Here is a 23,166-nt window from a genome sequence, read left to right on the forward strand (position 1 = left end):
CGGCGCCGGGTCACCCGCGGCCGGCCTCGCGGCCGCCGCCGCGCCCGCCCCCAGCAGCGCCCGGCCGTGCGCCGACAACGCGCCCCGGCCGGTCACGCCCAGCAGTTCGGCCTCGGTCAACGTCCAGCGGGCGAGCCGGGACCGCAGATCGTCGTCCCCCCGGGAGCCATGAGCGCCGTGAGCGCCGTGGGGACTCTGCGAGTTGTAGGGGCCGTGAGCACCCTGGGCGGCCGGGGCGGTCGGGGAGCTCTGCGGACCGTGCGCGGTCGCGGCGCCCTGCGGTTGCGGTCCGCGCAACGGGCGCTCCCAGCGCAACCGCGCCAGCACCGCCTCCGCGTCCGGCACGGCCCCCTCCGGCAACCCCGCCAGCAGCGTCAGCACCCGGCGCCGCACCTCCGGCGCGGCCGACCGGTCCAGGCCGGGACCCAGTGCCGACAGCGCCCGCTCCTTGAGATCCCGGCCGCCGACCACCCCCGACGTCCGGGTCGCCGACAGCCAGGCCTCCGCCAGCTGCGCCCACCGCTCGGCCGGCGGCCGCTCCAGCCAGTCGTCGTACTCCGGGGTCGCCGCGTACCGCTCGTCCGCCTCACCGTCGGAGGCGAGCAGGCCCGCCGCGTACGCCAGCTCCACCCAGAACGCGGCCACCGGCTCGGACACGTCCAGCGCGACGGCCGTCCGCTTGAGGTCGCGCACGCTCAGCCCACCGGCCCGCAGCACCGCCGGACCGCCCTCGTCCCACTCCTTCAGCAGCTCCTCGACCGTCGTCAGCGCGGTGTACGCCTGCCCGGCCGCCGTCGCGTCCACCACCTGGGGACGATGCGTCACCAGCGGCTGAACGGCGGGCGGCGTCGGCTCGGGCGACCGGTGGGCACGGCCCGCCCGCAGATGCAGGGCCACCTCGCGCGGCAGGACGACCGTCCCGGGCGCGGTCGGCAGCAGCAGCCCGCGATCGAGCAGCCACCGCAGATGAGCCGCCGGTTCGGCCGTGACCTGACCGTAGGGCGGCCCCCACACCAGCCGCTCCAGCACATCGAGGGAACCGGCCGGCGCCTTGGCGAGCAACGCGGCCATCTTCCGGCGACGCGAGAACAGCGAGGAGAGCGCGGAGACGGCGGACACCGAGTCGTGCGTGGACGGCAGTCCGGCGTTCGCCACGAACTCCTGGATCCGGCCCGGCGACATCCCCGCCGTCGCCTCCCGCACGCTCGGCCCGAGCCCCGTCGGCGACGGGTGCTGCGGGGACGGCGCGAGCAGCTCCCGGGCGGTCCGCACGAGTCGCAGCCGGTCGTCCGCGCCCCACACCAGAGCCTGTTCGCGCAGGGCCGTCAACGCACCGGGAAGCGCGGCCGCGACCGCCGGGTCGCGCGCGTCGCCCGCCATCAGAGCGAGCAGCTCGTCCCACGTCGCCGGATCGCCGGCCACGGCCAGCGCCTCCGCGGTCTGCAGCGCGAACGCGTCGAGCCGTTCCAGCGCACGCACCACGGAGGCACGGGTGCCGGCCCGGGTGGCGAGCTGGGTGAGGTCCGTGGGGACCGGCGTGATGAGGTCGGGGCGGGCGCGCAGCAGCGCGGCCAGGGAAGCGTCGTCCCGGGCGCGGAGCGCTTCCGCGAGGGACCGGGGGGCCTGTTGGTCCGCGGTGCTCATCTTGCCCACGGTAGCGGTAGACGCCCCCGGTGGCCGCGCCCCCGGCCCCGCCGCCGAGCTTCGAAGCTCCCGCGCGCCCGCGCCGGTCCCCGGCGGGCCGCACGTCGCGGCCCGCGTCGGCGACGAGTACCCGGCGGGCGCGGGCGGAAGCGGTAGCTTCTTCCCGTGGGGATCGAGAGCGACCAAGTCGTCTACGAGTATCTGAGCCGCGTCGGCGACGTCGCGCAGCAGCGGCAGTTGTCGTCGGCCACCCGGATGCGGCTCGTCTCCGAGCTGCGCGACGAGATCGACCGGCGCCGGGCCAAGGCCGCCGTCGACTCTCCCGCCGCCGTCCGCCGCATCATCGACCGGCTCGGCAGTCCCGACGACATCGTCGCCGCCGCCGCCGGGACCGGCGCCGGCGCGCCGCAGCCGCCGGCCCCCGCCGTGCCCGTGCAGCGCGACCGCGAGGAGACGGCGCGGCCGCCGAAGGGGATCCGGCGCGTCGTGCCCCGGCCCCGGACCGGCGCACCGCCCGCCGCCCCCTCCGACGCGCCGTCACCGCCGCACCGCGCCCCCGCGCACGAGCTGGGCGACAGCCGGGAGACACCCGACTGGTGGCTGCACGAGCCGACCCCGTTCGGCCCCGGCGAGGACGTGCACGGCTTCGTCGGCGGTGTGGAGATCCCTGACCTGCTCAAGCCCCCGCCCCGCCGGGACCCCGAGAAGGAGGCCGCCGAGCGGAAGGCCGCCGAGGAGCAGGCCGCCCGGAAGGCCGCCGACGGCGACGAGACGATCGACGACGAGGGCGCCGCCCGCCCGCGCCGTCGGCTCCCCTTCGTCAGGGCGTCCGGCGCGCAGGCCCGGCGCTGGAGCAACCCCCTCCTGCTGATCGCCGCCTGCTGCCTGGTCGTCGGCGCGGTGCTCGGGAACTGGTACGGGCTGCTCCTGGGCTGGCTGATCGCCTACGCCTCGCGGCGGCTGACCGACCGTGAGACGAAGCTCGCGGTCGTGTGGCTGCCGGGGCTCGCGCTCACGGCCGGGCTCGTCTGGCTGTGGGGGCGTTCCGAGGGGCGCTGGGGCGAGCCCATCGCCGAGGGACACATGAACGAAGCGGTCGCCGGGACCTGGCCGTGGGTGATCCGGGGCGCGGCCGTGACGTCGGCCCTGTTCCTGGTCTGGCGCTCACAGCGGCAGAGGTGACGGCGCCCGCGGCGCCGCGGGTGACGGCGGCGCCGGCCGGCGCGCGCTCCCGACCGGCGACAATGGCGCCATGACCGTCACTCCCGCCCGCACCGTCGGCTTCGACCTCGACATGACCCTCATCGACTCCCGCCCCGGCATCCGTGCCTGCTGGCAGGAGCTGTCGGCGCGGACCGGGAGGTACGTCGACGCCGATCTGGTGGTGACCCGGCTGGGGCCGCCGCTGGCGCAGGAGATGGCGCACTGGTTCCCGGCGAGCGAGATACCGGCGATGGCCGATCTCTACCGCGAGATCTACCCGGAGTTCGCCGTCGCGGGCACGCTCGCGATGCCCGGCGCCCACGAGGCCGTCGACGCGGTCCGGACGGCCGGCGGACGGGCGATCGTCGTCACCGCGAAGTGGGAGCCGAACGCCAGGCTCCACATGGAACACCTGGGCATGCGGCCCGACGCGGTGATCGGCGACCTGTGGGCGGCGCAGAAGGCGCAGGCCCTGCGCGAGCACGGCGCGTCCGTCTACGTCGGCGATCACGTGGGGGACGTGCGCGGCGCCCGTGCCGCCGGGGCGTTCTCGGTCGGGGTGGCCACCGGACCGTGCAGCGCGGCGGAGCTGACCGAGGCCGGCGCGGACGTCGTCCTCGACGATCTGACGCGGTTCGCGCAGTGGTTCGCGGCCTACGAGGGCTGACCCCCGCCCCGAGCCTGACGGCGTCCCGCGGCGGCGGACCGCAGGACGCCCGCGGCGGCGACCAGGAAGCCGACGCCCATCAGCATGCACAGTCCGAACATGTACGTCGGAAAAGGCGTCGTGCCGAGCAGCAGCGGGGCCACCGTGACGAGTGTGGCCACGGCGCCGACGAAGAACACGACGGCCCCGGCACGGATCAGTCGGTCACCGGCGGCGGCGGAATTCGTTTGGGTTTTGTCACGCACCCGACCAGGGTAGTTCCCAGCCCTGAGGAACAGCCGGGGGACGTCTTGTCACCGGCCCGAAGACCATTAGCCTTGGTACCGGCGGGTCGTGGACGACCCGCCCAAGTGCTATCAAGAGCCGTTCCGCAGCGGTTCAGAGCTCTTTCCGACGCAGTTTCCCGACGAGTACGAGGACGAGGACAGACGTGCCTACCGGCAAGGTCAAGTGGTTCAACAGTGAGAAGGGCTTCGGCTTTCTCTCCCGCGACGACGGCGGTGACGTCTTCGTGCATTCCTCGGTCCTCCCCGCCGGAGTCGAGGCACTGAAGCCGGGCCAGCGAGTGGAGTTCGGCGTCGTCGCCGGACAGCGCGGTGACCAGGCGCTCTCCGTCGTCATCCTCGACCCCACCCCGTCGGTCGCCGCCGCACAGCGCAGGAAGCCCGACGAACTGGCCTCCATCGTCCAGGACCTGACCACCCTCCTCGAGAACATCACCCCGATGCTGGAGAAGGGCCGTTACCCGGAGAAGACCTCCGGCAAGAAGATCGCCGGACTGCTGCGCGCGGTCGCCGACCAGCTGGACGTCTGAGGCGGGCGTCGGCGACCGGGCGGCGGCCGGTCACGGGAAGTCGAGCGCACCGGGGCCGAGGGGCGGCAGCAGTCCCTCGGCCGCGGCGCGGGTGAGCAGGCCGCGGACCGCCGCCCGGCCGTCCTCGCCCAGATCCGCCGTGAACTCGTTGACGTACAGGCCGATGTGCTGGTCGGCGACGGACGGGTCCATCTCCTGGGCGTGTTCCATCACGTACGGGCGGGAGACCTCGGGCTCGTCCCAGGCGGCCCGCACGGAGGCGCGGATCGAGTCGGCCAGCCGGGTCAGCGCGGCCGCCCCCAGCGAGCGCTTGGCGATGATCGCGCCGAGCGGGATCGGCAGGCCGGTCGTGGACTCCCAGTGCTCGCCCATGTCCGCGAGCTTGTGCAGTCCGTAGTTCCGGTAGGTGAAGCGCGCCTCGTGGATGACGAGCCCCGCGTCGACCTTGCCGTCCCGCACCGCCGGCATGATCTCGTGGAACGGCATGACGACGATCTCGCCGACGCCGCCGGGGACCGTGTCCGCGGCCCACAGGCGGAACAGCAGGTAGGCCGTGGAGCGCTCGCTCGGCACGGCGACCGTGCGCCCGGTGAGGTCGGCCCCCGGCTCACCGGTGAGGACCAGCGGCCCGCAGCCCCGGCCCAGCGCGCCCCCGCAGGGCAGCAGCGCGTACTCGTCGAGGACGTACGGCAGGACGGCGTACGACACCTTCAGCACGTCGAACTCGCCGCGTTCGGCCATGCCGTTGGTGAGGTCGATGTCCGCGAACGTCACGTCGAGCGCGGGCGCGCCCGGCACCCGGCCGTGCGCGAGGGCGTCGAAGACGAAGGTGTCGTTGGGGCAGGGGGAGTACGCGATCTGCAGCGCCGGCTCAGTCGTGGTCATGTGCCTTCCAACTCTCCAGGACGGGTGCGAGCTTCCCGAAGGCCACGGTGAGCGCGTCGAGCGCCTCGCCGATGCGCCAGGCGGCGCGGTCGCGCGGGCCGACGGGGTTGGAGACCGCGCGGATCTCCAGTACGGCCGTGCCGTGCGCGGCGGCCGCCTCGGCCACGCCGAAGCCCTCCATCGCCTCGGCCAGCGCCCTCGGGTGGCGGGCGCGCAGGGCGGCGGCCCGGGCGGCGGTGCCGGTGACCGTCGACACGGTCAGGACGACGCCGGAACGGGCGCCGGTGGCGGCCGCGGTCTCCCGTACGAGGGATTCGGGCGGACGGTGGGTGACGGCGCCGAAGCCCAGCTCGGTCACCGGCAGGAAGCCGTCGGCGGTCTCGGCGCCCAGGTCGGCCGCGGTGATCTCGTCGGCGACGACCAGCGAGCCGACGGGCGCGGCGGGCGCGAAACCGCCGGCGATGCCGGCCGAGACGACGAGGCCGTAGGGCTCGCCCCGCAGCGCGGCGGCGGTGAGGGCGGCGGAGACGCGGGCGGCGGCCAGGGCGGGGCCGACGCCCGCGGCGAGCAGGTCGCACGCCTCGCCGGCGCGGTGCAGCGTCGCATCGGGCAGCAGGGGCCGCGGCGCCGGCTGCCCGGGCCATGCCCGTGCCACCGCGTCCCGCTCGGCGGGGACGGCGGTGGCCACGAGGACGCGTGGGCGGGACGTGGTCAGTCGTCCTTCTTGAGCTTGAAGGACCACAGGCCGGTCGCCGCCTGGCTCTTCTTCTTGCCGTCGCCCGCCTTGATGGTGACGAGCGTGGAGTTGCCCTGGGCGCCGTACTGCGCGTTGAAGAACACGCTGCCCGGGATCGTCCGGTAGGTCTTGTCGCTGTCCTCGGTGAGCGGCTGACCGTTCATCAGGATGGTCCAGCGCTTGTCGGCCACGTCGGGGTCGACGCCGATGCGGACGGTCTCGTCCGGGTCGACGCTGATGGACTTGATGTCCTTGTCTCCGAGGCACTGGGTCAGGGCCGCGGCCTGCAGGGCCTTCCCCTCGCCACCGCAGGTGGCCTCGGAGCTGACCGAGTCGCGGCCGACGGTGATCGTGGACAGGGGGGTCGGCTTGTCGCAGGCCGACAGGACGAGCAGTCCGGCACAAACGGCGCCGGCGGCGGCGACGGCACGGCGGCGTCGCACCACGCCGAGGACATCAGCGGCTCCGCCGCGGGGCATCGTGGTCATGGCGGAAGGCTATCGGGCACGTCGGGTGGTCTCTTTACGCGGGGGGCGGCGCGGCTGTGTGTTACGCCACGCGGGCCTTCGCACCGCTCCCGTGCCGCACCGAGGAGAGCAGCCCGCGGACGGTGGCCAGCCAGCCCAGCGCGACCACGGCGGCGGCCACCGACAGGCCCAGCGAGCCGTTGAGCGGCATGACGATGCCGACCGCGCCGCCGAACACCCAGCACACCTGGAGCAGCGTCTCGGAGCGGGCGAACGCCGAGGTGCGCACGAGTTCCGGCACGTCCCGCTGGATCAGCGCGTCCAGGGACAGCTTGGCGAGGGCCTGCGAGAACCCGGCGACGGCCGCCAGACAGGCCACCAGGAACGCGCCGAAGAACACGGCGGCCACGAGCACCGCCCCCAGCACGACGGCGACGACCGCGACGATGATCAGCTCGGGGGCCTTGGAGCGCAGCCATGCCCCGACCGCCGTCCCGAGCGCGTTGCCGACGCCCGCCGAGACGGCGACCATGCCCAGCGACACGGCCGCGCTCTGCCCGGTGAGCGGGTGCTCGCGCAGCAGGAACGCGAGGAAGAAGGTCAGGAACCCGGACAGCCAGCGCAGCGCCGCGTTGGCGCCCAGGGCGTGGGTGACGGCGATGCCGACCGTGCGCAGGCCGGGGCGTTTGACGGGATGGCGGTGGGGGCCGTGCAGGTGCTGTTCGTCGGCGGCGAGGAGGGCGACGTCCTCGCCCTTGGCGGAGTCGACCTTGCGGGGCAGGGAGAAGGACAGGAAGGTCCCGGCCACGAAGATCAGGAAGGCGCCGTAGAGCGGGTAGCGCGGGCCGAGGGCCTGCAGCCCGGCGCCGACGGGCGCGGCGACGCCGGTGGCGAGCAGGCCGCCGAGGGTGACCCGCGAGTTGGCCTTGACCAGGGAGAACCCCGGGGGCAGCAGTCGGGGCACGACGGCGCTTCTGACGACTCCGTAGGCCTTGGAGGAGACCAGTACGCCCAGCGCGGCCGGATACAGCTCGATGCTGCCGGTGGCGACGGCCCCGGACAGCACCAGCGCGAGCAGGGCGCGGGCGAGCATCGCTCCCGCCATGGCCGCGCGACGGCCGTGCGGGAGCCGGTCGAGCAGGGGGCCGATCACGGGGGCGAGGACGGTGAAGGGGGCCATGGTGATGGCGAGGTAGAGCGCGACGCGGCCGCGGGCCTCGTCGGTGGGCACGGAGAAGAAGACCGTGGAGGCGAGCGCGACGGTGATCATGACGTCGCCGGCCCCGTTCACGGCGTGCAGCTCGATCAGCTTGCCGAGGCCGGACTCGCCGGCTCCGTGCGCGTGCGTGACCTTTCTGATGCCGCGGGCGGCGCCGGTGAACGGCAGGTTCAGGGCGCGGCCGACCGCGCGGACGGACCCGCTCATCCGGCCCGAACCGCTCACCTGGCTCCTCCCCTTGTTCCCCTTCGTCGCACCGGTCCCGGTGGCGCCCTGGGGTGTCCTTGCGGCTGCCACCCCGTCATAGTGCCCCGGAAACGCCGTGCATAGTGCGGTTACCGCGCGTATGGCCGTGTGATCGTCGGCGCGTGGGACCGTTCCGGCAACGGTTGCGATGCGATTGTGCCGCGACCCGGAGACGGCGGTGCGGCCGGGGGGCGCGGGAGCGGCGCGGGGAGGGAGGGCGGCCGGGGGTGGTCGGAAATGCGGTGGGGACGGTGGCGGAAGGGCGTGGAGAGGCTGTGGGGAGGCCGCGAGAAGGGCGTGTGAAGGGCGTGGGAGGGCTGTGGGAAGGCGGTGGCGCCGCGGTAGTAAGGCGGTGGCAGGGCGGCGGGGAGGCCGCTCCGGGACGGCCGGAAGAGGGGGCCGGGAGGGGTCCGGGAGGGGTCCGGGGCTTTTCGAAGGGTGGGAAACGTCCCGTCGGTGTAGGCCGAGCGTCCGGGAGCAGGTAGCGTGCGTAGCGCGCCGTGGCGATCGTTCTCGGCCGCGCGCCTCCCGGACATCCCGCAGAATGGATGACAGCAGGTGCGCCCGAGCGCGATCGGGCGCGGACGTCGACGCGGTCCAGTGGTCCGCTCCGTCCGCACCCGCCGCCTTCAGGCAGGCGCACCGAGAGACGGCGTAGGAGAGAAGCGATACCTGTGAGCGCAGCGACCACGCGAAGCCGCACCCCCGACCGCCTGTGCGCCGAGGCCGTCGACCTCGCCCGCGCCGCAGCCGAGGAGGCGGCCGCCCCCGGCGTGGTAGGCGAGCACGCGGGCGTCGTCTCCGAGGGCGACCGTGTGGTCACCCACTACTTCGAGTGCAAGGAACCGGGCTACCGGGGCTGGCGCTGGGCGGCGACGGTGGCGCGGGCCTCGCGCGCCAAGATCGTCACCCTGGACGAGGTGGTGCTGCTGCCGGGCCCGGACGCGGTGCTGGCCCCGGAGTGGGTCCCGTGGAGCGAGCGGCTGCGCCCCGGGGACATGGGCCCGGGCGACCTGCTGCCCACGGACGCGGAGGATCTGCGCCTGGAGCCGGGCTACACCGGCGAGGACGACCCGCGCCTGCAGCCGGGGTACTTCGACGCGGACGAGCCGACACCGAACTCGCCCCTCTCCGAGGAGATGGCCGAGCTGGTGGAGGCCGAGGACGCGGAGGTGACGGCGGTCCCGCCGGTGGCCCTCCCCGCGGCCCCGCGCCGCGGCACGATCGCGGCCGTCGCGGAGGAACTGGGCCTGCGCCGGGCCCGGGTCCTGTCCCGCTACGGCCTGCACACCGCCGCCGACCGCTGGGAAGAGGGCTTCGGCGCCAAGACGCCCATGGCGCAGGCGGCCCCCGCCTCCTGTGTGAGCTGTGGTTTCCTCACTCCCATCGGGGGCTCGCTGGGCCAGGCCTTCGGTGTCTGCGCCAACGAGTTCTCCCCGGCCGACGGCCGGGTGGTCTCCCTGGCCTACGGCTGCGGCGGCCACTCGGAGGCGGCCGTGATGCCCACACCGCCGCGGCCCGCCCCGCCGGTGATCGACGAGACCCGGGTCGACCCGTTCCCGCTGCGTCCGGCAGCGGACTCGGGCTCGGTGCCGGTCGTCTCCGACGAGGACGCGGCGGAACTCGGACACTCCTGACTCCCGTGACTCCCGGCCCCTCCGAGGCGCACGTCGACGAGGGGTGGAACGACCCCCTCCGGGGGGTTCGGGGAGGGCAGGGGCGGCGGGGGCGAAGAACATCTCGCGGTACCGTCGACTCCCGTCGACGAGGAGAGCCAACGTGAGCAAGTTCGTGCGGCCGGCGCCCGAGGGCGCGGATCCCTTCGGCACGGCGCGCCTGCGCCGCGGGGTCCTGGACGCCTGGGCCACCAGCCCGGCCCGTTTCCGGGAGGACGCCAACGCCGAGGAGGACCTCGTCCTCGGCGGCTACCGGGACCGGCTCGTCGTCGAGCTCGCGCAGAACGCCGCCGACGCGGCCGCCAGGGGCGGAGTGCCGGGACGGCTGCGGCTCACCCTCCGGGACGGCGTCCTGGTCGCGGCGAACACCGGCGCACCGCTGGACGCGGCCGGCGTGGAGTCCCTGGCGACGCTCCGTGCCTCCGCCAAGCGTGAGGCACGGCAGTCGGGCGTCGCCGTCGGCCGGTTCGGCGTCGGGTTCGCCGCCGTGCTCGCCGTCACCGACGAACCGGCCGTCGTCGGCCGCCACGGCGGTGTCCGCTGGGACCTGGCCGAGGCGCGCGCGCTCGCCTCCGAGACCGCCCGGCACAGCCCCGGCCTCGGGGACGAGGTCCGGCGGCGCGACGGCCATGTGCCCCTGCTGCGGCTCCCGTTCGCCGCCCAGGGCACCGCTCCCGACCCCTACGACACCGCCGTCATCCTCCCGCTGCGCGACACCGCCGCCGCCGACCTCGCCGAACGCCTCCTCGCCGCGGTCGACGACGCCCTCCTCCTCGCCCTGCCGGGACTGGAGGAGGTCGTGATCGAGATCGGCGACGGCGCCGCCCGCACCCTGCGGCGCTCCGTCGACGGCGTCCACACCGTCGTCTCGGACACCGAGCAGGGCACGACCCGCTGGCGGACCGCCTCCGCCCACGGCGACCTCGCCCCGGAACTGCTCGCCGACCGCCCCGTCGAGGAGCGGCTGCGACCCCACTGGTCGGTCACCTGGGCCGTGCCCGTCGACGAGGACGGCGCTCCCGTCCGGCCGCGCACCACGCCCGTCGTCCACGCACCCACCCCCAGCGACGAGCCGCTCGGCGTCCCCGCCCTGCTCATCGCCTCCTTCCCGCTCGACACCACCCGCCGCCACGCGGCCCCCGGCCCGCTGACCGACCACCTGGTGCGCCGCGCCGCGGACGTGTACGCCGAACTCCTCGCCGCCTGGCGGCCGGTGGGCGCCGGGATCATCGACCTGGTGCCCGGACCGCTGGGCAAGGGGGAGCTGGACGGGGCGCTGCGCCGGGCCGTCCTGGAGCTGCTGCCGCGCACCGCCTTCCTGCCGCCCGCCGTCCCGCCCGTGCCGGAGGAGGAGGCCGAGGGCGGGGGCGAGGGTGAGGACGCGGTCGCGGTCGGGCTCCCCGAAGCGCTCCGCCCGCGTGACGCCGAGGTCGTCGAGGGCGCCGGCGCGGACACGGTGCGGGTGCTGGCGGAGGTGCTGCCCACGCTGCTGCCCGCCGGACTGGAGCGGCGCGTCGAGCTGCGCACGCTGGGCGTGACCCGGATCCCGCTCGCGGACGTCGTCGACCGGCTGGCCGGTCTGGAGAAGGACCCGCAGTGGTGGTACCGGCTCTACGACAGCCTGGCCGGAGTCGACCCGGACCGGCTGACCGGGCTGCCGGTGCCCCTGGCCGGAGGCGCCTCGCAGGGGTTCGGCGCCGGGGGTCGCCGGACCGCCGTCGGCCCGCGTCAGGTGCTGCTGCCCACCCCGGACGCGGCCGTCCTCGACCCGGACGTCCTCGCCCGGCTCGGTCTCAAGGTCGTCCACCCGGACGCCGCGCACCCCCTGCTGGAGAAGCTCGGGGCCCTGCCCGCCACCCCGCGCGCGATCCTGACCACCCCGCAGGTGCGGGCCGCCGTCGCGGCCTCCCTGGACGACGACGGCGGCGCCTGGGACGACCAGGGTGCGCTGGACGCCGAGGAGCTCGCCGACACCGTGCTCGCGCTGGTCCGCGACGCGGGTCTGGAGCCCGGCGACGAGCCCTGGCTGGGCGCCCTCGCCCTGCCGGACGAGGACGGCGAACTCGTCCCCGCCGGTGAACTGGTCCTGCCGGGCAGCCCTTTCGCCTCCGTCATCCGCGAGAACGAACTCGCCTCCGTCGACGTCGAGTTCGCGCAGAAGTGGGGCGAACAGCCGCTCGCCGCCTGCGGAGTGCTCGCCGACTTCGCGCTGGTGCGGGCCACGGACGTCGTCCTCGATCCGGACGAACTGGAGCCGCGCGAGGGCGACTTCGCCGAGCCGGACGACGCGGGACTGCTGGACGCCGTGGACGTGTGGTGCGAGGACGTCCTCGACCGCTTCCCCGACAGCCCCGTGCCTCCGGTCGCCACCGAGCTGGTCGCCGTCCGCGACCTCGACCTCGTGGACGAGGACCGCTGGCCGCAGGCCCTCGCGATGCTCGCCCGGCCCCCGCTGCGCGACGCCCTCACCCAGCCCGTCCGCGTCCTCCTGCCCGACGGCACCCACGAGGTCGTACGGCCCTACACCGCCTGGTGGCTGCGCGGGAACCCGGTCCTCGACGGCCGCCGGCCGGCCGGCCTCCTCGCGGCCGGCGGCGACCCGCTGCTGCACGGCCTGTACGACGAGGCCGACGCCACCGGCTTCGACGACGAGCAGGTGCTGCGCGCCCTCGGCGTGCGGACCTCGGTGGCGGCCCTGCTCGACGAGCCCGGCGGCGCGGCGGAACTGCTGGACCGCCTCGCCGACCCGGAGCGTTCCGTCGGCCCCGCTCAGCTGCACGGCCTGTACGGGGCATTGGCCGAACTGGACCCCGAGCAGGTGACCCTGCCGGACGAACTGCGGGCCGTCGTCGACGGACACGTCGAGGTCGTGGACGCCGCAGACGCGGTGGTCGTCGACTCTCCCGACCTGCTCCCCTTCACCCAGGGCGTCCCGCTGCTCCCGGTACGCCCCTCCCGGGCGGCCGAACTCGCCGAGCTGTTCCAGGTGCGGCGGCTGAGCGAGTCCGTGACCGGCGGGGTGGACTCCGAGGGCGCCGAACACGACGTCCCGGAGTCGGTGCGCACGCTGCTCGGCCCGCGCACGCCCGCCACCTACGTCGAACACGAGGAACTCGTCGTCGACGGCGTGGAGATCGACTGGCGTCTGACCGCCGACGGCGTCCTGCACGCGGCCACCCTGGAGGGCGTCGCGGCCGGCCTCGCCTGGGCGGCCCGCCAGTGGCCCCGCCGCTTCGAGGTCGCCGCCCTCCTGGAGGACCCGTCCCGCACGGCGGAACTGGCCCGGGACCGCTGGTTCGACTGAGACGGACGGAGCCGACGGACCCGAAAGGGCCGTCCCACCGGCGAATACCGGTGCGACGGCCCTTTCCCCTACGTCACGGTGTCTTCGCTACTCCAGGATGTGCGCGAACGTCTCCTGGAACCCGAAGTCGATGATGTTGTGCCTGGTCCATTCGGCCTTGTACTCGGCGATGGTGTCACCGCCCCGCCCGGTGCAGGCGTCGTGGATCCGCCGACGGACGCTCCGTCAGGAAACCTCGTCGCCTCGCACAACCGTTCCTCCTCGTCGGCCCTCTGAGTAAGCGAGTCAAAAGACTCCCACGATCACTTGGGCCCCGGATGTGGTGCGGGCCGTGCGAGCGGCGACCGACCGGGCCCCTTTCCTCAGGGGGAATGCATGCGCACACGCGCCACCGTGGTCGCCGTCAGCGGTGCCATGGCTCTGTCCGCCCTCGCCGTGCCGGCCGCGCAGGCGGCGGGAAGCCGCTCGCACCACCCCGTCGACACCCTGAAGGCCCTGCACGCGGCCGCCTCGGGCAGGAGCGCCCTCAGCGGTGCGGGTTCCGCCGCCGGCGCCCCGTACCGGCTGGACGCCAGGTTCGGCAGCGTCAGAATCAACAAGGGCCGGGCGATCGTGGCCGGCACCGGTGCCAAGGTCACCGTCCCGGTCACCTTCAAGGTCACGCACGGTGCGGGCGTCGACCTCACCGCGGAGGACGTCGAGCTGGACCTGGTCCTCTACCGCGGTGCGTCGTTCGCCCACCCGGACCACGTCCTGATCGGCGATTTCCGGCCGACCTGCAGCACCGCCTCCGCCACGGTCGCCTCCTGCACGGGCACCGTCGACATCTCCCCGTCCGGCGAGCTGGACAACGTCGACGCCACGGTCTGGAAGGCGGCCGGCTACGTCATCGACTGGAACGACGTCGACCCGAGGTCCGACGACGTCGACTGGACCAAGGTCGGATACGCCGAGGGCGACGCCCTGGCCACCGTCAAGCTCCAGCGCTCCGCGCGGCTGACGGCCAACGCCGCCCCCGAGCCGGTGAAGAAGGGCAGGACCCTCACCGTCACGGGTGCGCTGACCCGCGCCAACTGGGACACCGACAAGTACGCCGGTTACTCGGCCCAGTCGGTGAAGCTGCAGTTCCGCAAGAAGGGCAGCAGCGTCTACAGCACCGTCAAGACCGTCAAGACCGGCACCACCGGCGGTCTGAAGACCACCGTGACGGCTTCGGTGGACGGTTACTACCGCTTCGTCTTCGCGGGCACCTCCACCACCCCGGCGGTCAGTGCCGTGGGAGACTTCGTCGACGTCAAGTAGCCCGCGTCACCGGATGCGGTGGGCTGCCCAGAAGGGGCCGAGGTCGACGTCCGTCATGGACTGGGCGGCTCGTACGAAGTCCTCGGTGGTGGAGACGCCGTACCAGTGGTCGCGGGCGTACTCCTTGAGCAGACGGGCCATCGCGTCGGCGCCGAGGGTGCGTTCCAGGTCCGCGAGGGCGCAGGGTCCGGCCGTGTAGACGAGGTGGTACTGACCGCGCTGCTGCGACCAGTAGGCCATCGAGGCGGTCAGCGCGGCGCTGTCGTCGGGCCAGTAGACGTCCGACCAGCAGTCACGCGTGTCCCAGCCCTGGAAACGGAAGTTGGCGTACTGGGCGAAGCTCTCGTCCAGCCACGGTGAGGAGTACTCGTCGTTGCCGACGATCCCGTACCACCACTGGTGCGCCACCTCGTGGACGACGGCGCCGCCTTCCTCGGTGGTGCCGATGAGGACGAGGCCGGGGTATTCCATGCCGCCGCCGAACTCCGGGGTCATCACTACGTCGAGCTCGCCGTACGGATAGCGGCCGAACTCCCGGCCGAACCGGTCGATCGCGGCGACGGCGTCCGTGCGGGTCAGCCGCACGCCCGCGGCGGGGGTGTCGGGCGCCCAGTACGAACGGACGAGCACGCCCCCGGGCGTGGTCCGTGTTGCCGAGCGGAACGGGCCCGCGGCCCACGCGAAGTCCCGCACCCGGTCGGCGACGCTGAGCGTGACGGTGCGGCCGGCGTCGCCGGGCAGGGTCCGGGTGCGGCCGGTCGCGGGCACCTTCAGGGCCGACGGGTGGTCCAGGCGGACCCGGAAGTCGCTCGCCAGGGCGTAGAAGCTCTCACCGAGCGCCACGTAGGGGTCGAGGTGCCACCCCTTCGCGTCGTGCACGGCGAGGACCGGCAGCGCGTTGCCGAGGAACCGGGACGCACCCTCACGGCCGAAGCGGGCGTTGCGGTCGGGCACGGTGAGGGAGACGTCGAAGGCGACGGACGTCCGCTCGCCGCGCGCGAGCGGCTCGGGCAGCACGATGCGCAGGGCCGTGCAGTCCACGGTCAGGGGCCCCGGTGTGCCGCCGACGACGTGCGACACGGCGACGGGGGAGGGCGGCCCACCGGGCGTGCCGCACGCGTCCTCGCCGTTGCCCCAGAGCCGCAGGTACACCTCACGCAGAGGTTCGGCGGAGGCGTTGCGGAACGACACCCGCTGCCGTCCGGCCCAGTGCCCGCCGTCGGCGTCCGAGCGCAGAGTCACGTCGTAGCGGGCGCGATCGGGCGTCGCCGCGGCCCTGGACCCCGCCGCGACGGAGGTCGCCGGCCGGGATGCCGCGTCGGCGTCACCCACCCCGGCGCAGAGCGCAGCCAGCACCACGAGCAGCACGACGGACAGGCGACGGCGACGAGGCACGGGCGGCCACACGGCTGACGGCGACATGCCAGCCGATGCTGCCACAAGTCCCCGAAAAAACAACCGACTTGGCCGGCACTCGGGTCGAGGCCGGAACCGCCGAGGGAAAGGATCTTTCTTTACCTTCTCCCGTACAACTCACCGGATCCGCCGTCGATCTCACCCCATGAGTCAACAGACTCCGAGATCACTCCTCTCCATCTGGGGAACGCACATGCGCATACGCGCTCTCGTCGTCGCCGCCACCGGCGCCGTCGCTCTCTCCGCCCTCGCCGTTCCGGCCGCACAGGCCGCTCCGGCCGCGGCGCCCGCCGTGACCTTCTCCCAAGTGAAGATCAACACGGGCAAGCCGGTCGTGGTCGGCCCCACGGCCAAGGTCACCGTCAACGCGACCTACACCGTGACCAAGCCCGCCGGCCTCAACGCGGCCTCCATCGACACCGGTCCGCTTCTCTACCGCGGCAGCAAGCTCAGTGCGCAGGCCGACATCATCGGCGGCGACGACCCGGGCGTGTGCTCCGCCGTCTCCACGACGGTCCTGCACTGCACCGCCAAGCTCCAGTTCCGGCCCATCGGCTCCGACGAGTACGAAGGCCTCGCCAACAGCCAGGCAGGCGCCTGGAAGGTCGGCGCCCTCGCCGTCCCGAGGAACGCCACCGGCCTCGGCGACTTCATGTGGCAGAGCGACCTGGGCGCGATCAGCGTGCAGCGCCAGGCGAAGCTGACGGCCAACGCCGCCCCCGAGCCGGTGAAGAAGGGCAGGACGCTCACCGTCACGGGTGCGCTGACCCGCGCCAACTGGGACACCGACAAGTACGCCGGTTACTCGGCCCAGTCGGTGAAGCTGCAGTTCCGCAAGAAGGGCAGCAGCGTCTACAGCACCGTCAAGACCGTCAAGACCAGCACCACCGGCGGTCTGAAGACCACCGTGACGGCTTCGGTGGACGGTTACTACCGCTTCGTCTTCGCGGGCACCTCCACCACCCCGGCGGTCAGTGCCGTGGGAGACTTCGTCGACGTCAAGTAGCCTGCGTCCGCGGCCGGTTCGACCGGCCGCGTCAGTCCGGGAAGCGGCGGTCGACCCAGCGCCAGGAGAACTCCAGGGCGATCGCCGCCACTGCCGCCACGCCCACCGCGATCCACGGCATCGTCAATCCGACCAGCTTCAGCGCGAAGAAGTGCTGCAGTGACGGGACCGCCAGCACCAGCAGGAACGCCACGCCCATCGAGGCCACCAGCAGCACCCGCCACCAGGTGTAGGGGCGGGCGATGATCGCCAGTACCCACATCGACGCCAGGAACAGCGTGAGCGTGGCCGCGCTCGTCTCGGCCTCCAGCGAGCCGTCGCCGGTGTAGTGGTGGCGGGCGAGCAGATAGGTCACGAAGGTCGCGACGCCCGCGATCACCCCGCCGGGGACCGAGTACCGCATCACCCGTCGCACGAAGTGCGGGCGGGCCCGCTCGGTGTTGGGGGCGAGGGCGAGGAAGAAGGCCGGAATGCCGATCGTGAGCGTGGACAGCATCGTCAGATGCCTCGGCAGGAACGGGTACTCGACCTGCCAGCACACCACCAGCAGGGCCAGCAGCACCGAGTAGACCGTCTTCACCAGGAAGAGGGTCGCCACCCGGGTGATGTTGCCGATGACCCGCCGGCCCTCCGCGACCACCGACGGCAGGGTCGCGAAGCTGTTGTCCAGCAGTACGATCTGCGCGACCGCCCGGGTGGCCTCGGAGCCCGACCCCATCGCGACCCCGATGTCCGCGTCCTTCAGCGCGAGGACGTCGTTGACGCCGTCCCCGGTCATCGCGACGGTGCGCCCGCGGGACTGCAGCGCCCCCACCATGTCCCGCTTCTGCTGCGGGGTGACCCGGCCGAACACCGTGCCCTCGTCCAGCGCCCGCCCCATGCCGTCCTGGTCCGCGGGCAGTCCGCGGGCGTCCACGGCGGCGCCCTCCAGCCCGAGCTTGGCCGCCACCGCCCCCACCGACACCGCGTTGTCGCCGGAGACGACCTTGGCCTGCACGTTCTGCTCGGCGAAGTAGCGCAGTGTGTCGCCCGCGTCGGGCCGCAGCCGCTGTTCGAGCACCACCAGGGCGACGGGGCGGGCTCCGCGCGCGGGCTCCGGATCGCCCAGGTCGCGTGCGGCGCGGGCCAGCAGCAGCACACGCAGCCCCTGCTCGTTGAGCCGCTCGGTCTCGCCGAGGGCGGGATCGTCGTCGTCCAGGAGCACGTCGGGCGCCCCGAGCAGCCAGGTGCTGCTCCCGCCGTCGCTTTCGCCGTCGCTCTCGTTGAAGGCGGCGCCGCTGTACTTGCGGGCCGAGGAGAACGGCAGGGACTCGGTGCAGCGCCAGCCGTCGGCGTGCGGAAAGGCGTCGATGACGGCCTGGAGGGAGGCGTTCGGCCGCGGGTCGGACTCCCCGAGCGCCCCGAGCACCTGCCGTACGTAGCCCTCGTCGGCGCCGTCGAGGGCGTGCAGCCCGGTGACGTCCATGCCGCCCTCGGTGAGGGTGCCGGTCTTGTCCAGACAGACGGTGTCGACGCGGGCGAGACCCTCGATGGCCGGGAGTTCCTGCACCAGGCACTGCTTGCGGCCGAGCCGGACGACGCCGATCGCGAAGGCGACGGAGGTGAGCAGGACGAGCCCCTCGGGCACCATCGGGACGATGCCGCCGATCGTGCGCGCGATCGAGTCCCGGAAGCCGTTGTTCTTCACGAACAGCTGCGTGACGACGAGGCCGATCGCCGCCGGGACCATCATCCACGTGACGTACTTGAGGATCGTCGAGATGCCGGAGCGCAGCTCGGAGTGGACGAGCGTGAAGCGGGAGGCCTCCTCGGCGAGCTGGGCGGCGTAGGCCTCACGGCCGACCTTGGTCGCCCGGAAGGCGCCTCCGCCCGCCACGACGAAGCTGCCCGACATGACCCGGTCGCCCGCCCGTTTGACGACGGGGTCCGCCTCGCCGGTCAGCAGCGACTCGTCGATCTCCAGCCCGTCGGCCTCGACGCACGTCCCGTCCACGGCGATCTTGTCGCCGGGCCCGATCACGATGAGGTCGTCCAGGACGAGCTCGGACGTGGAGACCTGGACCGCGGTGCCGTCGCGCCGGACGGTGGGGCGGGCCTCGCCGACGACCGCGAGGGAGTCCAGGGTCTGTTTGGCCCGCCACTCCTGGACGATGCCGATACCGGTGTTGGCGAGGATCACGAAGCCGAACAGACTGTCCTGGATGGGGGCGACGGCGAGCATGACCAGCCACAGGACGCCGATGATCGCGTTGAACCGGGTGAAGACGTTCGCCCGGACGATCTCGCCCACGGAACGGCTGCTGCGCGCGGGGACGTCGTTGACCTGGCCGCGCGCGACGCGGTCCGCGACCTCGGCGGCGGTCAGACCGCTCGCCGTCGGTGCGAGGGCGGGGACGTCGGTGTGGGGCATGGAATCGACGGTACGTGCGGTTTTGGGGCTTCACCCCCTGAAGCCCCCGAAGATCCGACCTGGGGAGGACGAGCAGGGGAGGGGGATGCTACGACGGTCGTACGGCTGCCCCGCCGGCCGGCGGGGCGCTCACTCCGCGGCCGCCGTCGCCCCGGGCGCCGCCGCCCGCTTGATCGCCGCGTCGCGCCTGCGGACGTACCAGATGCCGATCAGGCCGAGGCCGGCGCCCGCGAGGCAGGTCCACACCCACCAGGCCCGGCCGCGGTCGTCGAACCAGCCGTAGAAGGGGAGCTGGACGAGGAAGAGGACGAACCAGAGGATCGTGCCGCCGATGATGGTGGCGACGACGGGACCCTCCAAGGGCTCCGGCGCCTCGTGCTGGGGTGTCCACTTCGCCATGGGGACAGCTTACGAGGTGGTCACGTCTACGCGCGGAGATGGCCGATCCTCGCGTTATATGTTCATACTGAAACGGTTTGATGTTGACCACTTCTCTTCGTAGGAACCGCCAAAACATGCCCACCTCGGCCCCCGCCAAGACCCCCGCCCCTGACGAGCCGGGAGCCAGGTCCGCCCACGGCGCCCTCGATCGTTACTTCAAGATCTCCGAGCGGGGCAGCACTCTGTCCAGGGAGATCCGCGGCGGCTTCGCCACCTTCTTCGCGATGGCGTACATCATCGTGCTGAACCCGATCATCCTCGGCAGCGCGAAGGACATGTACGGGCATCAGCTGGACAACGGGCAGCTGGTCACCGCTACCTGCGTGACGGCGGCCTTCACCACGCTCCTCATGGGCGTGATCGGCAACGTGCCCATCGCGCTGGCCGCCGGCCTCGGCGTGAACTCCGTGGTCGCGCTCCAGCTCGCGCCCCGGATGTCCTGGCCGGACGCCATGGGCATGGTGGTGCTCGCGGGTCTCGTGGTCATGCTCCTGGTCGCCACCGGTCTGCGTGAGCGCGTGATGAACGCGGTCCCCTTCGGCCTGCGCAAGGCGATCAGCATCGGCATCGGCCTGTTCATCATGCTGATCGGGCTCGTCGACTCCGGCTTCGTCAGCCGCATCCCGGACGCCGCCCACACCACCGTCCCGCTCCAGCTCGGCGCCGACGGTCACCTGAACGGCTGGCCGGTCCTCGTCTTCATCCTGGGCGCGCTGCTCACGCTGGCGCTGATCACCCGCAAGGTGCCCGGCGCGATCCTGATCTCGATCGTCGCGATGACCGCCCTGGCGCTGATCATCAATGCCGTCGCCACCGTTCCCTCCTGGGGCCTGACCACCCCCGAGTGGCCCGGCAACCCCGTCGCCTCCCCCGACTTCGGTCTCATCGGCCAGGTCAGCCTGTTCGGCGGCTTCGGCAAGGTCGGCGTGCTGACCGGCGTCCTGTTCGTCTTCACGGTGCTGCTGTCGTGCTTCTTCGACGCGATGGGCACGATCATGGGCGTCAGCGACGAGGCCAAGCTGACCAACGCCAAGGGTGAGATGCCCGGCATCAACAAGGTCCTCTTCGTCGACGGCCTCGCGGTCGCCGCGGGCGGCGCCAGCTCCTCCTCCGCCACCACCGCGTTCGTGGAGTCCACGGCCGGCGTCGGCGAGGGCGCCCGCACCGGCTTCGCGAACCTCGTCACCGGCGGATTGTTCGCCGTGGCGCTGTTCCTGACCCCCGTGGCCACGATGGTCCCGTCCCAGGCCGCCACCCCGGCGCTGCTCGCGGTGGGCTTCCTGATCCTCTCCGGCTCGGTCCGGGAGATCGACTGGGCCGACCCCACCATCGCCATCCCGGCCTTCATCACCATGGTGATGATGCCGTTCACCTACTCGATCACCAACGGCATCGGGATGGGCTTCATCGCCTTCGTCCTGCTGCGCCTCGCGGCCGGCCGCGGCCGGGAGGTCCCGGCGCCGATGTACGTGGTCTCCGCCGTGTTCGTCTTCTACTACCTGATGCCGGCCCTCGGCCTCACCTGAGCCCGGGCTTTCACCCGAGCCGGATCCCGGGAGCGGCGGACGGGCTCAGGTGAGCCCGTAGAACTTCCCGGTCTCGTCGACCGCGGTCTTGAACCGTTCGTCGAAGTCATCGCGGATGAGCGTCTGGACGACATAGTCCTGGACGCTCATCCCCCTTTTGGCGGCATGCTGCCGGAGCCGTTCGAGCAGCTCCCCGTCTATCCGCAGGCTGAGCACACTGGTCCCCATGAGACGAGGGTCGCGGGCGTGTAGCGCAGTCCGGCCGCTTTCCGCTGCCGACTCACCCGTTCGAGTGATGGCCGGGTTTCGTGGCCAGAGTCACGGGAATCCCGGCGCGTCCCAGCTTGTTTAGCCAGAGTAATGAGTTACCCTAAAGAGATGTCTGACCTCACCCATGGCGACGACGCTGCCGCCGTGAACTCCCTTCGCTCAGCCGTGATGCGGCTGTCCCGCCGGCTCAAGCACCAGCGGGTCGACGAGTCGCTGAGCCCGACCGAGATGTCGGTGCTCGGCACCCTCTCCCTCTGCGGCAGCGCCACACCCGGCGAGCTCGCCCGCAAGGAGCACGTGCAGCCCCCCTCGATGACACGCATCGTCGCGCTGCTGGAGGCCAAGGGTCTGGTCCGGCTGGAGCCGCACCACGAGGACCGCCGCCAGAAGGTCGTCACCAAGACCGAGCAGGCCGAGGCCATGCTCGCGGAGAGCCGCGCCAAGCGGAACGCCTTCCTGGCCGCCCTGGTCGACGGCCTCGACGAGGACGAGTGGGCGAAACTGCGCGCCGCCGCCCCCGTGCTGGAGAAGCTCGCACACCTGTAGACCGTCCCCGAGGAGGCGAACCTGTTGAGTACGGGACCCGGAGCAGACTCCGCACCCGCACCGGCCATCCACGACACCCCGCCCGCTCCCCCACCCGCCCGCAGGTCCTCGATGTTCGCCTCCCTGCGGGTCAGGAACTACCGCCTCTTCTTCATGGGCCAGGTCGTCTCGAACATCGGCACCTGGATGCAGCGCATCGCGCAGGACTGGCTCGTGCTCAGCCTCACCGGCTCCGCCACCGCCGTCGGCGTCACGACGGCGCTGCAGTTCCTGCCGATGCTCCTCTTCGGCCTCTACGGCGGCGTCCTCGTCGACCGTCTCCCCAAGCGCCGTACGCTGCTGTTCACCCAGTCGGCGATGGCCCTCACCGGCATCGCGCTCGCCGTCCTCAGCCTCTCCGGCCAGGTCCAGGTCTGGCACGTCTACGTCGCCGCCTTCGCCGTGGGCCTCGCGACCGTCCTGGACAACCCGGCGCGGCAGACGTTCGTCTCCGAGATGGTCGGCCCCGACCAGCTCCAGAACGCGGTCAGCCTCAACTCGGCGAACTTCCAGTCGGCCCGGCTGATCGGCCCCGCCGTGGCCGGCGTGATGATCACCGGCGTCGGGACCGGCTGGGCGTTCCTCTTCAACGGCCTGTCCTTCGTCGCCCCCCTCGCCGGTCTGCTGCTGATGCGCTCGCGCGAGCTGCACGTCGTCGAGCGCGCCCCGCGCGGCAGGGGGCAGCTGCGGGAGGGCCTCCAGTACGTCGCCGGCCGTCCCGACCTGATCTGGACGATCGTGCTGGTCGGGTTCGTCAGCACCTTCGGGTTCAACTTCCCCGTCTACCTCTCGGCCTTCGCCGACGACGTGTTCCACGCGGGCGCCGGCTCCTACAGCCTCTTCAACACGCTGATGGCGGTGGGCTCCCTGGCGGGCGCCCTGCTCGCGGCCCGGCGCGGCACGGCCCGGATGCGGGTGCTGGTCGCGGGGGCGGTGGCCTTCGGCGCGATGGAGATCGTGGCCTCCACCGCCCCCTCCCTGTGGCTGTTCGCCCTGCTCATGGCCCCGATCGGCATGTTCGGCATGACGGTCAACGTCACCGCCAACAGCAGCGTCCAGCTGAGCACCGACCCCGCCATGCGGGGCCGGGTGATGGCCCTCTACATGATGGTGTTCATGGGCGGCGCCCCGATCGGCGCGCCGATCGCCGGCTGGGTCACCGACGCGTACGGCGTCCGGGCCGGACTGGCGTCGGGCGGTGCGATCTCGGCCGCCGCGGCCGTCACCGTCGGCCTGGTCCTGGCCCGCATGGGCAACCTGCGTCTGTCGGTCGGCTGGCACCACGGCCACCCGCGCGTGCGGTTCGTCCCGCGCGAGGACCGGGAGCTCGCCCCCGTCGCCTGACCCTG

General features: G+C 73.0%; 19 protein-coding genes and 1 pseudogene. 10 read left to right on the plus strand and 10 right to left on the minus strand.

Features of this window, described 5'->3' with window-relative positions; translation table 11 throughout:
* A pseudogene (locus BG482_RS14695) lies at window positions 1–1,644 on the minus strand (DNA-binding protein); the annotation flags it as partial.
* A 165-nt stretch (window positions 1,645–1,809) separates the two neighbouring features.
* Between BG482_RS14695 and BG482_RS14700 the strand changes: the two are divergent.
* A complete protein-coding gene (locus tag BG482_RS14700; protein WP_069769460.1) occupies window positions 1,810–2,826 on the plus strand; it encodes a hypothetical protein in 1,017 nt (338 codons plus the stop codon).
* A 70-nt stretch (window positions 2,827–2,896) separates the two neighbouring features.
* The gene (locus tag BG482_RS14705; protein WP_069769461.1) at window positions 2,897–3,514 is read left to right on the plus strand and encodes an HAD family hydrolase; all 618 of its coding nucleotides are present in this window, start codon (window positions 2,897–2,899) and stop codon (window positions 3,512–3,514) included.
* Here BG482_RS14705 and BG482_RS14710 read toward each other — a convergent pair.
* Complete coding sequence (locus BG482_RS14710) at window positions 3,502–3,759, minus strand: hypothetical protein (RefSeq protein ID WP_069769462.1); 258 nt, start codon at window positions 3,757–3,759, stop codon at window positions 3,502–3,504. The two genes, BG482_RS14705 and BG482_RS14710, sit on opposite strands and share 13 nt — an antisense overlap.
* 185 nt (window positions 3,760–3,944) lie before the next feature.
* Here BG482_RS14710 and BG482_RS45805 point away from each other — a divergent pair, with 185 nt between their 5' ends.
* On the plus strand, window positions 3,945–4,328 hold the full coding sequence (locus BG482_RS45805; RefSeq protein ID WP_069769463.1) for a cold-shock protein: 384 nt from the start codon (window positions 3,945–3,947) through the stop codon (window positions 4,326–4,328).
* Window positions 4,329–4,358: 30 nt separating this feature from the next.
* Here BG482_RS45805 and BG482_RS14720 read toward each other — a convergent pair whose 3' ends face one another.
* The 4 genes from BG482_RS14720 to BG482_RS14735 all read right to left on the minus strand — a co-directional run bounded on the left by BG482_RS14720 (window position 4,359) and on the right by BG482_RS14735 (window position 7,932).
* Window positions 4,359–5,213, minus strand: a complete 855-nt coding sequence (locus BG482_RS14720) for a 1,4-dihydroxy-6-naphthoate synthase (RefSeq protein ID WP_069769464.1) — start codon at window positions 5,211–5,213, stop codon at window positions 4,359–4,361.
* Window positions 5,200–5,901 carry a futalosine hydrolase gene (locus tag BG482_RS14725; RefSeq protein ID WP_256096374.1) on the minus strand — a complete coding sequence of 234 codons (702 nt, stop codon included), beginning with the start codon at window positions 5,899–5,901 and terminating at the stop codon, window positions 5,200–5,202. Before BG482_RS14725 ends, BG482_RS14720 begins: the two co-directional genes overlap by 14 nt.
* Window positions 5,902–5,924: 23 nt before the next feature.
* On the minus strand, window positions 5,925–6,437 hold the full coding sequence (locus BG482_RS14730) for a DUF2771 domain-containing protein (RefSeq protein ID WP_176741383.1): 513 nt from the start codon (window positions 6,435–6,437) through the stop codon (window positions 5,925–5,927).
* Between the two features lie 61 nt (window positions 6,438–6,498).
* Window positions 6,499–7,932, minus strand: coding sequence for an MFS transporter (locus tag BG482_RS14735; protein ID WP_176741384.1), 1,434 nt, complete (start codon window positions 7,930–7,932; stop codon window positions 6,499–6,501).
* Between the two features lie 623 nt (window positions 7,933–8,555).
* On the opposite strand from BG482_RS14735, the gene BG482_RS14740 reads away from it, so the two are divergent.
* The 3 genes from BG482_RS14740 to BG482_RS14750 all read left to right on the plus strand — a co-directional run bounded on the left by BG482_RS14740 (window position 8,556) and on the right by BG482_RS14750 (window position 14,163).
* Window positions 8,556–9,518 (plus strand): DUF3027 domain-containing protein, encoded by a 963-nt coding sequence (locus tag BG482_RS14740; RefSeq protein WP_069769466.1) that lies wholly within the window; start codon window positions 8,556–8,558, stop codon window positions 9,516–9,518.
* Window positions 9,519–9,660: 142 nt separating this feature from the next.
* Window positions 9,661–12,861, plus strand: a complete 3,201-nt coding sequence (locus tag BG482_RS14745) for a sacsin N-terminal ATP-binding-like domain-containing protein (RefSeq protein ID WP_069769467.1) — start codon at window positions 9,661–9,663, stop codon at window positions 12,859–12,861.
* 375 nt (window positions 12,862–13,236) lie between these two features.
* Window positions 13,237–14,163 carry a hypothetical protein gene (locus tag BG482_RS14750; RefSeq protein ID WP_069769468.1) on the plus strand — a complete coding sequence of 309 codons (927 nt, stop codon included), beginning with the start codon at window positions 13,237–13,239 and terminating at the stop codon, window positions 14,161–14,163.
* A gap of 6 nt (window positions 14,164–14,169) precedes the next feature.
* Here BG482_RS14750 and BG482_RS14755 read toward each other — a convergent pair whose 3' ends face one another.
* Complete coding sequence (locus BG482_RS14755; RefSeq protein WP_069769469.1) at window positions 14,170–15,585, minus strand: M1 family metallopeptidase; 1,416 nt, start codon at window positions 15,583–15,585, stop codon at window positions 14,170–14,172.
* A gap of 187 nt (window positions 15,586–15,772) precedes the next feature.
* Between BG482_RS14755 and BG482_RS14760 the strand changes: the two genes are divergently transcribed.
* A complete protein-coding gene (locus BG482_RS14760) occupies window positions 15,773–16,585 on the plus strand; it encodes a hypothetical protein (RefSeq protein WP_069769470.1) in 813 nt (270 codons plus the stop codon).
* Between the two features lie 31 nt (window positions 16,586–16,616).
* On the opposite strand, the gene BG482_RS14765 is transcribed toward BG482_RS14760, so the two are convergent.
* Together BG482_RS14765 and BG482_RS14770 are read right to left on the minus strand one after the other, a co-directional pair.
* On the minus strand, window positions 16,617–18,995 hold the full coding sequence (locus tag BG482_RS14765; RefSeq protein ID WP_069769471.1) for an HAD-IC family P-type ATPase: 2,379 nt from the start codon (window positions 18,993–18,995) through the stop codon (window positions 16,617–16,619).
* 129 nt (window positions 18,996–19,124) lie between these two features.
* Window positions 19,125–19,394 carry a DUF2530 domain-containing protein gene (locus BG482_RS14770; RefSeq protein WP_069769472.1) on the minus strand — a complete coding sequence of 90 codons (270 nt, stop codon included), beginning with the start codon at window positions 19,392–19,394 and terminating at the stop codon, window positions 19,125–19,127.
* A gap of 116 nt (window positions 19,395–19,510) precedes the next feature.
* Between BG482_RS14770 and BG482_RS14775 the strand changes: the two genes are divergently transcribed.
* Window positions 19,511–20,962: an NCS2 family permease gene (locus BG482_RS14775; RefSeq protein ID WP_069769473.1), complete on the plus strand. Its 1,452-nt coding sequence runs from the start codon at window positions 19,511–19,513 to the stop codon at window positions 20,960–20,962.
* A 45-nt stretch (window positions 20,963–21,007) separates the two neighbouring features.
* Here the strand turns inward: BG482_RS14775 and BG482_RS14780 are convergent, their stop codons facing one another.
* Entirely contained in the window at window positions 21,008–21,190 is a 183-nt protein-coding gene (locus BG482_RS14780; RefSeq protein ID WP_069769474.1) for a ribbon-helix-helix protein, CopG family, read from the minus strand.
* 150 nt (window positions 21,191–21,340) lie between these two features.
* Between BG482_RS14780 and BG482_RS14785 the strand changes: the two genes are divergently transcribed.
* Entirely contained in the window at window positions 21,341–21,778 is a 438-nt protein-coding gene (locus tag BG482_RS14785; protein ID WP_069769475.1) for a MarR family winged helix-turn-helix transcriptional regulator, read from the plus strand.
* Between the two features lie 24 nt (window positions 21,779–21,802).
* Entirely contained in the window at window positions 21,803–23,161 is a 1,359-nt protein-coding gene (locus BG482_RS14790) for an MFS transporter (protein ID WP_107450565.1), read from the plus strand.
* Window positions 23,162–23,166: the final 5 nt, after the last annotated feature.

Source organism: Streptomyces sp. LUP30, from assembly GCF_001746365.1.
Taxonomy (GTDB): domain Bacteria; phylum Actinomycetota; class Actinomycetes; order Streptomycetales; family Streptomycetaceae; genus Streptomyces.